This window comes from Agrococcus sp. KRD186, assembly GCF_017168255.1.
Classification (GTDB): domain Bacteria; phylum Actinomycetota; class Actinomycetes; order Actinomycetales; family Microbacteriaceae; genus Agrococcus.
The window spans coordinates 2,200,429-2,212,844 of the sequence record NZ_JABFAP010000001.1 but is presented as its reverse complement, the minus strand read 5'-3'; the positions used below and the strand labels follow the sequence as shown (position 1 = coordinate 2,212,844).

General features: G+C 71.4%; 14 protein-coding genes. 3 read left to right on the top strand and 11 right to left on the bottom strand.

What is annotated here, in order from left to right:
• Positions 1-18: 18 nt before the first annotated feature.
• The 8 genes from J1M46_RS10825 to J1M46_RS10790 all read right to left on the bottom strand — a co-directional run bounded on the left by J1M46_RS10825 (position 19) and on the right by J1M46_RS10790 (position 6,426).
• Positions 19-936: a MurR/RpiR family transcriptional regulator gene (locus J1M46_RS10825; RefSeq protein WP_274606925.1), complete on the bottom strand. Its 918-nt coding sequence runs from the start codon at positions 934-936 to the stop codon at positions 19-21.
• On the bottom strand, positions 863-1,717 hold the full coding sequence (gene phnE / locus J1M46_RS10820; protein ID WP_206447810.1) for a phosphonate ABC transporter, permease protein PhnE: 855 nt from the start codon (positions 1,715-1,717) through the stop codon (positions 863-865). The genes J1M46_RS10825 and phnE (J1M46_RS10820) overlap by 74 nt, the downstream gene beginning before the upstream one ends.
• On the bottom strand, positions 1,714-2,520 hold the full coding sequence (gene phnE, locus J1M46_RS10815; protein WP_206447809.1) for a phosphonate ABC transporter, permease protein PhnE: 807 nt from the start codon (positions 2,518-2,520) through the stop codon (positions 1,714-1,716). Before phnE (J1M46_RS10815) ends, phnE (J1M46_RS10820) begins: the two co-directional genes overlap by 4 nt.
• On the bottom strand, positions 2,517-3,344 hold the full coding sequence (gene phnC / locus J1M46_RS10810; protein ID WP_206447808.1) for a phosphonate ABC transporter ATP-binding protein: 828 nt from the start codon (positions 3,342-3,344) through the stop codon (positions 2,517-2,519). The genes phnE (J1M46_RS10815) and phnC overlap by 4 nt, the downstream gene beginning before the upstream one ends.
• 17 nt (positions 3,345-3,361) lie before the next feature.
• The gene (gene phnD, locus J1M46_RS10805) at positions 3,362-4,366 is read right to left on the bottom strand and encodes a phosphate/phosphite/phosphonate ABC transporter substrate-binding protein (RefSeq protein WP_206447807.1); all 1,005 of its coding nucleotides are present in this window, start codon (positions 4,364-4,366) and stop codon (positions 3,362-3,364) included.
• 8 nt (positions 4,367-4,374) lie between these two features.
• Entirely contained in the window at positions 4,375-5,076 is a 702-nt protein-coding gene (locus J1M46_RS10800; RefSeq protein ID WP_206447806.1) for an HAD family hydrolase, read from the bottom strand.
• An 80-nt stretch (positions 5,077-5,156) separates the two neighbouring features.
• On the bottom strand, positions 5,157-5,807 hold the full coding sequence (locus J1M46_RS10795; protein ID WP_206447805.1) for an amino acid deaminase: 651 nt from the start codon (positions 5,805-5,807) through the stop codon (positions 5,157-5,159).
• A 46-nt stretch (positions 5,808-5,853) separates the two neighbouring features.
• On the bottom strand, positions 5,854-6,426 hold the full coding sequence (locus J1M46_RS10790; RefSeq protein WP_342384352.1) for a TetR/AcrR family transcriptional regulator: 573 nt from the start codon (positions 6,424-6,426) through the stop codon (positions 5,854-5,856).
• 131 nt (positions 6,427-6,557) lie between these two features.
• On the opposite strand from J1M46_RS10790, the gene J1M46_RS10785 reads away from it, so the two are divergent.
• The 3 genes from J1M46_RS10785 to J1M46_RS10775 all read left to right on the top strand — a co-directional run bounded on the left by J1M46_RS10785 (position 6,558) and on the right by J1M46_RS10775 (position 8,593).
• Entirely contained in the window at positions 6,558-7,166 is a 609-nt protein-coding gene (locus tag J1M46_RS10785; protein WP_206447803.1) for an NAD(P)H-dependent oxidoreductase, read from the top strand.
• 138 nt (positions 7,167-7,304) lie between these two features.
• On the top strand, positions 7,305-8,120 hold the full coding sequence (locus J1M46_RS10780) for a hypothetical protein (protein WP_206447802.1): 816 nt from the start codon (positions 7,305-7,307) through the stop codon (positions 8,118-8,120).
• Positions 8,121-8,203: 83 nt separating this feature from the next.
• Positions 8,204-8,593, top strand: coding sequence for an ATP-binding protein (locus tag J1M46_RS10775; protein WP_206447801.1), 390 nt, complete (start codon positions 8,204-8,206; stop codon positions 8,591-8,593).
• Here the strand turns inward: J1M46_RS10775 and paaZ are convergent.
• From paaZ to J1M46_RS10760, 3 genes are all read right to left on the bottom strand, one after another.
• On the bottom strand, positions 8,511-10,583 hold the full coding sequence (gene paaZ / locus J1M46_RS10770) for a phenylacetic acid degradation bifunctional protein PaaZ (RefSeq protein ID WP_206447800.1): 2,073 nt from the start codon (positions 10,581-10,583) through the stop codon (positions 8,511-8,513). The genes J1M46_RS10775 and paaZ overlap by 83 nt on opposite strands.
• Before the next feature lie 125 nt (positions 10,584-10,708).
• Entirely contained in the window at positions 10,709-11,605 is an 897-nt protein-coding gene (locus tag J1M46_RS10765) for a 3-hydroxyacyl-CoA dehydrogenase family protein (protein ID WP_206447799.1), read from the bottom strand.
• Positions 11,602-12,408, bottom strand: a complete 807-nt coding sequence (locus J1M46_RS10760) for an enoyl-CoA hydratase/isomerase family protein (protein ID WP_206447798.1) — start codon at positions 12,406-12,408, stop codon at positions 11,602-11,604. Before J1M46_RS10760 ends, J1M46_RS10765 begins: the two co-directional genes overlap by 4 nt.
• Positions 12,409-12,416 lie beyond the last annotated feature (8 nt).

The window sequence follows — 12,416 nt, the reverse complement described above, 5'->3', positions numbered from 1 at the left end:
CAGTGAAGGCAGCGACGCTCACTCCTGCAGCGAGCCGCCCAGCACCGACAGCGAGGCCGCCCTGGCGTCGCGCCCGCGATCCCCGCGCTGCCGGATGAGCAGTGCCACGAGCTGCTCACCCAGCAGCAGTAGCGCCGCCCGCGAGGTGTGCACCAGCTCATCGTGGAAGCTGTCGTTGACCGGCGGCACGACCAGCGTCACGTCAGCCGCCTCGGCGACGGGCGAGCGAGCGAACGAGGTGATCGCGAGCACGCGCGCGCCACTCGCCCGTGCCGCGCGGATCGCGTCGAGGGAGGCGCGGTTGTCGCCGGAGCCGGAGATCACCACGCAGGCGGATGCGGGGCCGAGCTGGCGTGCGGAGATCTGCTGCGCCAGCGCGTCGAAGAGCTGCTCGGCAGGGCGGCCCGCGGCGTTGAGGCGCAGCATCAGATCCATCGCGAGCGGCACTGAGAGCCCGTTGGCGATCACCAGCACCCGATCGGCCTGGTCGACGACGTCGACGAACGCCGTCACCGCCTCCTCGGTCAGCGCCGCGATCGAGTCGACGAGCTTCGCGCCGAACCGGTGCGCTGCGGTGCGCAGCGACCCCGTCAGGGAGGCATCCCCGTCCTCCGGCACCGCATGCGACTGCTCGAGAGCGAGCTCGCGCGCAACCGCCACGCGCAGCTGCGGGTAGCCGTCGTAGCCGAGCGCCTGCGCCGCACGGATGACGGTCGTGCGGCCGACACCCACGACATCGGCGAGCTCTTGCGCCGTGCGCTCGACCGTGCCGCTGCGATCGGCGACGACCGCGTCGACCACTCGCTGCTCGGTGGGCAGCATCGAGGGGCGCAGCGACCCGATGCGCGTACTCGGTGACGCGTCAGCTGTTCCGGCCCAGGCCACGGGATCGGGCTCCTTCCATGATGCGGCGCCGGATCGCTCCGGAGATCGCATCCATCAGCATCGTCGCTGCGACCACCACGATCAACAGCATCCCTACTGTGTCCCATTCGCGGAAGTTCGTGTAGTTCGAGAGCATGCTGCCTATGCCTCCGGCGCCCACGAGCCCGAGCACGGCGGAGGTGCGGATGTTGATCTCGAAGCGGTAGAGCGCGAAGGACATGAGCGACGGCGCTGCCGCTGGCCAGAGCGCCCACCGCGCCACCTGCGCCGTCGTGCCGCCTGCCGCGCGCACGGCCTCCGTGGCACCGGAGCGGGTCGACTCGATCGTCTCGTACACCCACTTGCCCTGCGTGCCGATGCCGGCGATGCCGAGCGCGAGGGCGCCGGTGAGCGGCGTGAGGCCCGTGACGGTCAGCAGGACGAGCGCGATGATCACCTCGGGCACGGCCCGGATGACCGCGAACATCCCGCGGAGGATCGTGCGCAGCCAGCGCGGGCCGACGCCGTTCGCCGCCAGGATGCCCAGCGGGATGGAGATGACCACGCAGAGGATCGCGCCGATCCATGCCATCGAGATCGATCGCCAGGTCTCCTCGAGCGCCCGCGGCAGCTTCTCCCAGTTCGGCGCGGCGAACATCAGCCGCAGGTACTCGGCGACCTTCGCGGGCAGTGTCGGCAGCTCGGCCCAGCTGATCTGCAGGCCGGCGCCGGAGGCGAGGATGATGACGCCGACGGCGGTTGCGATCAGCGTCGGCCATAGGCGTGAGGGACGCGGCGGCACCGGCAGTGCCGTCTCGGCGAGCGTGCGCGGCTCGGCGGTGGTGACGGTCATGCGAGCCGCCGCCGCAGCATGTTGGAGAACACTTCGATGACGATCACCACGACGAGGATCTCGAGGATGATGAGGGAGACGTCGTCGTAGGCGTAGAAGGCGCGACGCTCGTCGAGGATGCGGCCGATGCCGCCCGCGCCGACGAGGCCCAGGATGGCGGAGATGCGCACGTTGAGCTCGAGCACGTAGAGCCACTGGTTGGCGAACAGCGGCCAGGTCTGCGGCAGCGCCGTGACGCGGTTGATCTGCAGCTGCGTGCCGCCCGCCGCACGACCGGCCTCCATGTAGCCGTGGTCGGCAGAGTCGATGGCCTCGGAGACGAGCTTGACGATGATGCCGATGTTGAACAGGAACAGGGTGAGCACGCCCGGCAGCGCACCGACGCCCACCATGGCGACGAGCACCGTCGCGTAGACGAGGTCGGGCACGGCACGCACGACGTTGACGGCCGTGCGCACGATGCTGCGGCCGATCGCGTTCTGGTTCGTGACCTTCGCCGCCCAGAGCGTCAGCGGCACCGAGACGGCGGCGGCACCGGCCGCGCCGACGAGCGCCATCTGCAGCGTCTCGAGCATCGGCGCGACGGTGCGGGGGAAGAAGGCGAAGTTCGGCTGCAGCAGCTGCAGCAGCTTGTCGACGCCGTTCTGCCAGTTGCGCACCAGGGCCGCCAGGTCGAGCTCGATGCCGCCGATCGCGGGCAGGCAGGTCGCGACGGTGAACGCCGCGAACGCCGCGACGATCGCGGCTGTGCGCGCCCGGTGCGTCGGCCGCACGGGGACGGCGAGCGTGCTGGCTGTGCTCATGCGGGCGCGCCCAGCCGGTCCTGCGGCCGCACGGGCCTGCCGTAGATCTTCTCGAAATCGGCATCCTGCGCCTCGTGCGCGGGGCCGTCGTAGACGACCTCGCCCCCACGCAGCCCGATCATGCGCGTCGTGTACTGCCGCGCGATGTCCATCAGGTGGATGTTGACCATCACCGTCAGCCCGCGCTCCTGGTTGATGCGGCGCAGGTCACCCATCACCGAGTGCGCCGTGGGCGGGTCGAGGCTCGCCACCGGCTCGTCGGCGAGCATCACGCTCGGCTCCTGGGTGAGTGCGCGGGCGATCGCGACGCGCTGCTGCTGCCCGCCAGAGAGCGAGCCGGCCCGGGTCCACACCTTCTCGAGCATGCCGACCGAGTCGAGCGCGCGCAGCGCGAGCTCCTTGTCGTGCGCGGTCGGGATGCCCAGCAGCGTGCGCAGCTGGGAGGAGTGCGCGAAGCGCCCGACGAGCACGTTGTGGAACACATCCGTGCGCTCGGCGAGGTTGAAGCCCTGGAAGATCATGCCGATGTGGCCGCGCGCCTCCCGCAGCGCGCGTCCACGCAGCTCGGTGATGCGGTGCGGGCCGACCTCGACGCTGCCGGCCGTCGTCGCGACCAGGCCGTTGATGGTTCGGATGAGCGTCGACTTGCCGGAGCCGGAGAGGCCGACGATCGAGACCATCTCGCCCGGCTCGATGCGCAGCGAGACGTCGCGAAGCGCCTGCGTGCCGTTGGGATAGGTGACGGACACGCGGTCGAGCTCGACGTGCCACGACGCGGAGGCCGGGGTCTGCCCGGCCTCCGCGTCCCGTGCGGGGAGATGCATCCAGTGCCTCCGGTCGGTCAGTTCGAGAACTGCTCGAGGATCTCGCCGTAGCGGGTGATCTCCTCGTCGGCGGTCTCGCTCGTCCAGTCCGACAGGCCCACGAGCTCGAACATCACCGCAGCGGCTTCCTCCGAGGAGTCGGCGTACTCGTCCATCAGCGTCGTGAGCTCGGTGACCAGCTCGTCCGGCAGCGACGACGAGACCGCCACGCCGCCGTTGGGGATCATCTCGGTGTAGGCGAAGGCGACGACCTGCTCGGCCACGTCCGGTGCCTCTTCGGCCACGGTCGTGCGTGCGTCCCAATACCCGAAGCCCACCTCGGCGTCGCCGTTGTGGACTGCCAGCACCGCGTTGTTGTTGCCCTCGACGGGAATCTGCGTGATGCCCGTGTCGGTGTCGATGCCCGCCGCGCGCATCGCGACCACCGGATACTGGTACCCGGCCGGCGAGGTGGCGGCCTGCAGCGCGACCTCGGTGCCCTCGGTGATGCTCGCGAACGCGTCGACGCCCGCCGGTCCCTGGCCGAACGAGCTCTCGCCCGCCGCCTCGATGCCGTTGCAGTACGACAGCTCGATGCCGCTGGCGTCGTAGGTCGCCATCACCGGCTCGTCTTCGCAGTACTTGTCGGGGTTGTTGGTGTACGCGACGGATGCGTAGGACGTGGCTCCGAAGCGCACGTCGCGGAGCACGAGCTCGGCGTCGTAGCGCTCGGTGGCGTTGTAGAGCGAGCCGGCGTCGGTGATGATGACCTGCGCCTGGTCAGCGCCGAGCGCCTCGACGGTGGCGGAGTAATCGGTGGCGACGACGCCGTTGACCTCGATGCCGAGGTTCTCAGAGAGATAGGCGGTGAGCGGGTCGAGCGCCTCGGCGAGGTCTTCGCCCTCGACGGAGGGCACGAGCGAGATGGTGATCGAATCGGGGGCAGCGGCGTCGCCGCCTTCGGACGCGGCGGGACTGCTGCAGCCCACCAGGGCGAGCGCAGCGACCGTGAGGGTGCTGGTGGTGACGAGGGTCTTGCGCATGCTCAGTCTTACCTTTCGATGGTGGTGGATGCGCCGGAGGGCGCGGCGGTGCTGGAACCCGCGGACGCGGCCCAGTGCTCGATGTCGACGATGATGTCGGCAAGGCTCGCGCCGCGCATCGTCGTCGATGCGGGCGATGACGCGGCCGTCGCGCCCACGAGCGCGGTGTCGGCGCCCAGCGCGCGTGCGGGTGCGAGGTCGAACGCGTCGATGTCGCCGACCGCCAGCACCGGGCCGCGCTCGATCGCGCGCGCGACCACGGCCCTCAGGCCGGCAGGCTTGCCGACAGCGAAGTGCAGCGCGTCGAAGCGCTCGCGCACGCCCCACAGCTCGAGCACGCGGTCGATACCGGCCTCTGGCGCGTTGGTCGCCAGCTCGAGCCGGGCGTGCTGCCGCAGGCGGTCGAGGAACGCGGTGAGCTCAGGCACGGTCGTCACCGGCGCGAGCTCGGTGCCGAGCTGCGCGCGGCTGCCGAGATAGGCGTCGCTCATCTGCTGCTGCCCCACACCGTCGGCCGCCGCCAGCGAGCCCACCACGTCATAGCCATCCCGGTAGCCGCCATCGCCGCGCTCGAACGCCTCGAGGGCTGCCTCCGCGCGGTGCAGGTAGTCGCTGCTCGCGTGCGGCGCGACGAGGCGCGCGTAGGCGAGCAGGGGACCCGACCCGATGGCGATGGTGCCATCGAAGTCGAACACGATCGTGGGGCGCACAATGCTCCTCTGCTTTGGACGATGCATCCAAAGTAGATCCTTTCCGTGGACGAAACGTCAACGGGCAGGTGAACGTTCGGTTACGATCCTGCGGGTGCCGCATTCCAGCGCAGCCGCGGCACTGCCACGGAGGCGTCGAGCAACGGCTGCGGGTCGCCGTCGACCGGGAAGGTCGTGATCAGTCGCAGCCCTGCACCCTCGTCGACGCCGTAGAGCAGCGCGGTCGTGCGCGCGCCGGCGGCACGGTGAAGGACGGTACGGGTGTGGCGGCCCTCGACCTCGACGTCTGCGGTCGCGGCGTCCCAGGGCGGATCGAGCAGCAGCGGCAGCGCGACATCGGTGACTCGCCGCAGCAGAGTCGTCGTGCGGCCGTCGCCGAGATGGAAGCCCTCGGGCGCCAGCCCGAACGCGCCGGCGAGCCGCCCGTCGACCCAGCGGTCGCGCTTGAGCCCGTGCGCCGTCACGATCGTCGAGAACCAATAGCCGTAGACGTGCAGCACACCGGCATTGCCGACCGGGAATCGAGCGCGGATGCCGGCGGCGGCGTGCAACTGGTCGAAGCGCTGCTGCTCGAGCACCGGCACGCCCGCGAGCTCGTCGACGACGGTCGAGGTGCCCCACAGCGCGAGGTGCCCCGCAGCGGCGTCGGCCCGCAGGTCGTCGCGCACTCGGTCGAGATCGGGGAACCGGATCGGCTCGGTGGGCGGATCGCTGCGCTGCGTCTCGGACATTGCACCACTCTGGCAGGGGCGGGTTGTCGGCCGCCGGCGCCCCGCCTCAGTCGCGCGGCAGCAGCGCGTCGAGCGCGGGGCGCAGGGCCTCACGTGGCAGGTGACCGGCCGTCGCGAGCGTTGCCAGCCCGTGCACCGCGCCCCACAGCGCGGCGCCGAAGAGCGAGGTCTGCTCGGCCGAGGATTCCGGCCGGAAGGCGGCCACCGCATCCGTCAGCAGGTCTTCGTTGGCCCGGATGCTCACCGCCATCGCCTCGGTCGGGTGGCCCGGTTCGCAGACGTCGGGGTCGAAGATGACGGCGAAGGCGTTCGGATGCGCGAGGGCGTGCTCGACGTAGGCGGCGCCGACTGCCAGCAGCCGCTCGCGGGGCAGCTGCGCGGCCTCGGCTGCTCGCTGCTGCGCCGCGAGCAGCTCGGCCATGGCCCGCTCGGCGACGCGCTTGAGCAGGCCCTGCCGGTCGCCGAAGTGGTGGTACGGGGCGTTGTGGCTCACGCCCGCCTGCCGCGCGACTTCGCGCAGGCTCAGCGCCGCCGCCGTGTGCGTCTCGAGCAGCGCCAGCGCGGCGCGCTCGAGCGTCTCGGCGAGGTTGCCGTGGTGGTACGGCGCGGATCTTGACACGCGCAACATGCTACGCCATGGTGGACACCGTCAAGATATTGGGCAGTGTCCAGATGGCCGGTCGCCCGGCTCGCCCGCATCTTGATGACGGCCGCAGCGGCGGTCGTGCACCTACCGCGAACGGAGCCCCCATGACCGCCCTCGTCATCGACGCCCATCCGAACCCCGACTCGCTCACCGCCGCGCTCGCACGCTCGTACGCCGAGGGCTTCGGCGATGCGCGCGTGCTCGCGCTGCGCGAGCTCGACTTCGACGTGCACATGCGCTTCGGCTACACGCAGCGCATGCCCACCGAGCCCGACCTCGCCGAGGCGCGTGCGGCGCTGCACGACGCCGCGCACATCGCCATCGTCACGCCCGTGTGGTGGCGCTCGACGCCCGCGCTGCTGAAGGGCTTCCTCGACCGCGCGCTGCTGCCGCAGCAGGAGTACCGCTACCGCTCGAACGGCGTGCCCGAGGGGCTGCTGGCCGGGCGCAGCGGCCGCGTCGTCGCCAGCGCCGACACGCCCGCGCTGCTCGCGCCGGTGCTGCCGGGCACGCGCCTGGCCGCCCTGCGCGGCGGCACGCTCGGGCTCTGCGGCATCAAGCCGCTGCGGATGCGGTACCTCGGCCCGGTGCGATCGTCGAGCGAGGAGACCCGGCGGGGGTGGCTCGAGCTCGTCGCGCACGACGGTCAGCGGGATGCGCAGCGGGCGCCCGCTGACCCGGCTCGGCGGGAGGCGCCGGTGACCGCCGTGTAGAGGCTTCGGACGCGCTGGCCCCCTCGCGCAGCGACTGGGCCAGCGCGCCAGCGGCGCTCACCAGCCCGAGCCCGCGTGCAAACGCCTCGCGGATCTGTCTGAGCATGCATCCCAGCGCGATGCGGCACGATCAGCGGCATGATGATCTGGAACCTCGCCAACGCGAGCCCGACGACCCGCGCCGCCTTCCTCATCGGCTTCGGCGTGTTCATGTCGGCCGCCGCGATCATCGTGCTGATCTTCGCCGGCATCACCGGCAGCGTCGCAATGTGGATCGTCGGGCCGCTCATCGTGATCGTGGCCGCGACCATGCTGATCTACGGCAGCATCATGCTGCGCGACGCCATCCGCATCAAGCACGGGGGCGACCTGCTGCCCGTCGTGCCGCGGGCCGCCACCGGGGCGCCGCAGCCGTGGTCGTGGCAGCAGCTCGCCGGCGACATCGCCGCGCGCTTCGAGGGAACCCCGTACACCGTGTCCGCGTCGGACGCGCGCATCCGCGTCACCGCCGATCTCGCCGACGCCGCCTTCCTCACGCCCGCCGCGCTGCGCACGATGCGCTTCGTCTACACGACCGAGGTGCTGCCGGGCGGCAATGGCCGGGTGCGGCTCAACGACTCGGCGGTGCAGGTCGAATCGGGCGTCGGCGCAGACGGCACGCCGAGGCTGTTCGCGGCCGGCAGCGCGCGTGGCTCGAGCGGTCGCGTGATGCAGCGCACCCGCCGCATCGAGTTCGGGGCGGATGCGCAGGGCATCGGCAAGAAGGTCGACATCGACTTCTCGAGCGGTGACGTGCGAGGGCCGATCACCGCGGCGGTGCAGGCCGCAGGGCTGCGCACGAAGATGAGCCCGAATGCCAAGGGCGCGCTGATCGTCGCCTGCATCGCGCTGCTCGCGGTGCCGCTGGTGCCACTGATGCTGTGGCTCAAGTCGATCGGCGTCATCTCGGGATAGAGGTGCTTGGCGGTGGGGTCTGCGTGGATCACCACGGTTTATGACCTCTCTGTGAACTGGGCTAAACCGACTAAGACATCGACATGGATCCCGTCCCGGATCCCTACACAGCAAACGCCGGCGCGATCCCGGAACTCATCGTTGGCCGCGACGATCAGCTGACGGCATTCGGACAGCTGCTGCAGCGACTGCAGCGCGGCCGCACGGATCAGTCGATGATCATCACTGGACTCAGAGGTGTCGGAAAGACCGTGCTGCTGTCGCGATTCGCCGAGATCGCTCGGGAACAGTCGTGGGAAGTCGTCGAGCTCGAGGCGAGCAAGTACCACGAAGATCGATTCCGGGTGGCGATCTTCAATCAGCTCAGAAGCGCATTGTTGCGTCACCGCGCTACGCCGCGACGGCGGGCTGTGTCTTCGCCACATAGGTCAGCAGGTCGTACTGCGCGACCGTCTCGTCCTCCTGGTTGGTGAGCACCGCATCCCACCGCACCTCGCCGTAGTCGTCGGTCTCGCGCGGCGTGATCTGCTTGGCCGTCAGCGTCACCCGCAGGCTGTCGCCGGGCGAGACCGGCGTCAAGAAGCGCAGGTTGTCGAGGCCGGTGTTCGCCAGCACGGGGCCCGGCGCCGGCTCGACGAACAGTCCGGCCGCGAACGACAGCAGCAGGTAGCCGTGGGCCACGCGACCCGGGAAGAAGGGGTTCGCCTCGGCGGCTTCCTGATCCATGTGGGCGTAGAAGGTGTCGCCGGTGAACTCGGCGAAGTGCTCGATGTCCTCGAGCGAGATCTTGCGCCGCTCCGAGACCACTTGGTCGCCGATCTTCAGCTCTGCCAGCGACTTCCGGAACGGATGCGGACCCTCGGTCGAGGCGGGCGCTCCCGTGTGCCAGACACCCGTGACGGCAGTGAGCATCGCGGGCGATCCCTGGACGGCGGTGCGCTGCATGTGGTGCAGCACCGAGCGGATGCCGCCGAGCTCCTCACCGCCGCCGGCCCGGCCGGGGCCGCCGTGCACGAGCATCGGCAGCGGCGAGCCGTGGCCGGTGGAGGCGCGCGCGTCGTCGCGGTCGAGCAGCAGGATGCGGCCGTTGTGCGCGGCGATGCGACGCGTCAGCTCCGCGACGAACGCGCCGTCGTGCGAGGCGACCGAGGTGACGAGCGATCCGCCGCCGCGGGCCACCAGCTCGGCGGCCTGCTCGGGGCTGCCGTACTCGACCAGCGACGAGACCGGGCCGAACGCCTCGACCGAGTGCAGCGCATCCGCCCCCGCGTCGTCGAACGCGAGCAGGGTGGGGGCGAGGAACGCGCCGCCCTCGGCGGGGCCCATGCTGCCGTCGGCCAGCCGCACCTCGCCGGCCTCGCCGCCGACCACGATCTGGCCGCCGCCCTCGCGCAGCTTCATCAGCTGCTGCAGCACCTCGTCGCGCTGCTCGATCGAGGCCAGCGGCCCCATCGTGACGCCCTCGCCGCGCGGGTCGCCGACGACCACCTTCGCGGCGATCCTGTCGCGCACAGCCGCGGCCACCGCATCCGTCATCCCCGTCGGCACGATCGCGCGACGGATCGCGGTGCACTTCTGGCCCGCCTTCGAGGTCATCTCGGCGACCACACCGCGCACGAAGGCGTCGAACTCGGGGGTGCCCTCGGTCGCGTCGGGGCCGAGGACGGATGCGTTGATCGAGTCGGTCTCGGCGGTGAAGCGCACGCCGCGGTCGAGCACGGCGGCGTGGCGGCGCAGGCTGTCGGCGGTGGAGGCGCTGCCGGTGAAGCCGACGGTGTCGCCGAGGCGCAGGTGGTCCATGAGGTCGCGGGCCGAGCCGTTGACGATCTGGATGGCGCCGGCGGGCAGCAGGCCCGACTCGGCGAGGATGCGCACCATGTGCTCGGCGACGAAGCCGGTGGGGGTGGCGGGCTTGATGAGCGTCGGCATGCCGGCGAGGAACGCGGGCGCGAGCTTCTCGAGCGAGCCCCAGACGGGGAAGTTGAAGGCGTTGATCTGCACCGCGACGCCCGGCATCGTCGTGCAGATGTGGCGGGCGAGGAACGAGCCATCTTTTGACAGCACTTCGACCGGGCCGTCGAGGTAGATCGTCGACTGCGGCATCTCGCGGCGGCCCTTCGACGAGTAGGTGAAGAGCACGCCGATGCCGCCGTCGATGTCGACCCACGAGTCCTGCTTGGTCGCGCCCGCCTGATAGCTGAGCTCGTAGAGCTCTGCCTTGCGCTCGGTGAGCGCGAGCGCGAACTGCTTCAGCAGGATCGCGCGCTGGTGGAAGGTGAGCGGGGCGAGGCTGTGCTGCCCGATCGTGCGGGCGTGCTCGAGCGCGGCGGCGGTATCGGGGCCCGCGGTGCTGACGCGCACGACCTCGTCGCCGGTGCTCGCGTCGCGCACGACGGTGGCGTCGGCGGCGTCGGCGGGCTCCCACCAGGAGTCCTGGATGTAGCTGGGCAGCAGTCGGGTCATCGTCGTCCCTCTCCTTCAGTTCCGTTCGTCGAGTAGGCCCGCAGGGCCGTATCGAGACGAATATTGGCTGTTCGATTGTCGGTGGTGGTCTCGATACGCCGCCTGCGGCGGCTACTCGACCAGCGTCAGTTCCAGTCGTAGAAGCCGCGGCCGGCCTTCTTGCCGAGGCGGCCCTCGGCGACCATGTCGCGCAGCAGCTGCGGCGGCGCGAAGCGCTCGCCCAGGTGCTCGTGCAGCTGCTCGGCGATGCCGAGCCGCACGTCGAGCCCCACGATGTCGGTCGTGCGCAGCGGACCCACCGGGTGCTTGTAGCCGAGCTCCATGGCCGCGTCGATGTCGCCGGGGCTCGCGACGCCCTCCTCGACCATGCGGATCGCCTCGAGACCCAGCGCGACGCCGAGCCGGCTGCTGGCGAAGCCCGGGGCGTCGTGCACGGTGACGGGCGTCTTGCCGAGCGCCTCCACCCAGGCGCGCGCGTCGTTCGCGAGCGAGGGCTGCGTCTGCTCGCCCAGCACGATCTCGACGAGAGCGGATGCGGGGACCGGGTTGAAGAAGTGCAGGCCCAGGAAGCGCTCGGGCCGGGCGAGGCTCGCCGCCAGCCGATCGATGGAGATGGAGGAGGTGTTGCTCGCCAGCGCCGCGCGGTCGGTGAGGACCGCCTCGACGCGAGCCAGCGCATCCGTCTTCAGTCCTTCGTCCTCCGGCACGGCCTCGATGACGAGGCCGGCGTCTGCGAACGCGGCGACGTCGAGGGCGACGCTCATGCGGCCCTCGAGCTCGACGAGCGACTCGGACCAGCCGCGCTCGACGCTCCTGCGCAGGCTCCCGGTGACGCGCTCGCGGGCGGCGTCGGCCGCCGCCTCGTCGCGCTCGACGATCACGACCTGGCTGCCGGCGAGCACGAAGGCGTGCGCGATGCCGGCGCCCATGCGGCCGCCCCCGAGCACGCCGACGCGCTCGGGGGCGCCCGCGCCGACCGCGGCGTCGGTGTCGTCGATGCTGGCGCTCGTGTGCTCGGTCATCGCTGGCTCTTCCGCTCGGTGCTGTCTGCGGTCGAGCGGCTGCGCCGCTCGGTGTCGTCTGCGGTCGAGCGGCTGCGCCGCTCGAGGAACTCGGTCATGCGGCGCTGCTTCTCGTCGCTCTCGAACAGCACCGACTGCTCGCTCAGCTCGATCGCCGGGTGGGCGCTCGCGGGGGCCAGCAGCGCGCGCTTCGTCGCCTGCGTGGCGGCCGGGTCGAGCGTGGCGATGCGCTCGGCCAGCTCGGTCGCGCGGGCCAGCGCTGCCTCGGGTTCGAGCACGGCGCTCACGAGGCCGGCGGCGAGCGCCTCGTCGGCGGTGAGGATGCGGCCGGTGAGCAGCATCTCGGCCGCGAGCGCGTCGCCGACGATCTGCGGCAGCCGCCAGGTCGCGCCGGCGGCAGCGATGATGCCGAGGCCCGTCTCGGGGTTGCCGATCTTGAGCGTCGGGGTGCCGATGCGGATGTCGGCGGCGTAGGCGAGCTCCGCGCCGCCACCGAGCGCGTAGCCGTCGAGCACGGAGATCACGGGCATCGGCAGGGCGCGGATGCGCTGGAAGCAACGGGTGTTGATGCCCTCGAGCGCGTCGGCGGCACGGCGCTCGCGCAGCTGCGCGATGTCGGCGCCGGCGGCGAAGGAGCCGCCGGCGCCGGTCAGCACCAGCGTGCGGCGCTCGACCTCGAGCCGGGCGCAGAGGGCGTGCAGCGCGTCGACCAGCTCCTGGTCGATGGCGTTGCGCTTCTCAGGCCGGTCGAGCGTGGCGAGTACGTGCGTGTCGTGCTCCTCGACGCGCAGCGTGGCGCTCATCGCCCCGC

Coding starts and splice junctions, on each gene's coding strand:
- J1M46_RS10785 (WP_206447803.1), top strand. CDS start 6,558: ATGACCGCCCTCGTCATCGACGCCCATCCGAACCCCGACTCGCTCACC.
- J1M46_RS10775 (WP_206447801.1), top strand. CDS start 8,204: ATGGATCCCGTCCCGGATCCCTACACAGCAAACGCCGGCGCGATCCCG.
- phnC (WP_206447808.1), bottom strand. CDS start 3,344: ATGCATCTCCCCGCACGGGACGCGGAGGCCGGGCAGACCCCGGCCTCC.
- J1M46_RS10780 (WP_206447802.1), top strand. CDS start 7,305: ATGATGATCTGGAACCTCGCCAACGCGAGCCCGACGACCCGCGCCGCC.
- phnE (WP_206447809.1), bottom strand. CDS start 2,520: ATGAGCACAGCCAGCACGCTCGCCGTCCCCGTGCGGCCGACGCACCGG.
- J1M46_RS10795 (WP_206447805.1), bottom strand. CDS start 5,807: ATGTCCGAGACGCAGCGCAGCGATCCGCCCACCGAGCCGATCCGGTTC.
- J1M46_RS10760 (WP_206447798.1), bottom strand. CDS start 12,408: ATGAGCGCCACGCTGCGCGTCGAGGAGCACGACACGCACGTACTCGCC.
- phnE (WP_206447810.1), bottom strand. CDS start 1,717: ATGACCGTCACCACCGCCGAGCCGCGCACGCTCGCCGAGACGGCACTG.
- J1M46_RS10825 (WP_274606925.1), bottom strand. CDS start 936: ATGCGATCTCCGGAGCGATCCGGCGCCGCATCATGGAAGGAGCCCGAT.
- paaZ (WP_206447800.1), bottom strand. CDS start 10,583: ATGACCCGACTGCTGCCCAGCTACATCCAGGACTCCTGGTGGGAGCCC.
- J1M46_RS10765 (WP_206447799.1), bottom strand. CDS start 11,605: ATGACCGAGCACACGAGCGCCAGCATCGACGACACCGACGCCGCGGTC.
- phnD (WP_206447807.1), bottom strand. CDS start 4,366: ATGCGCAAGACCCTCGTCACCACCAGCACCCTCACGGTCGCTGCGCTC.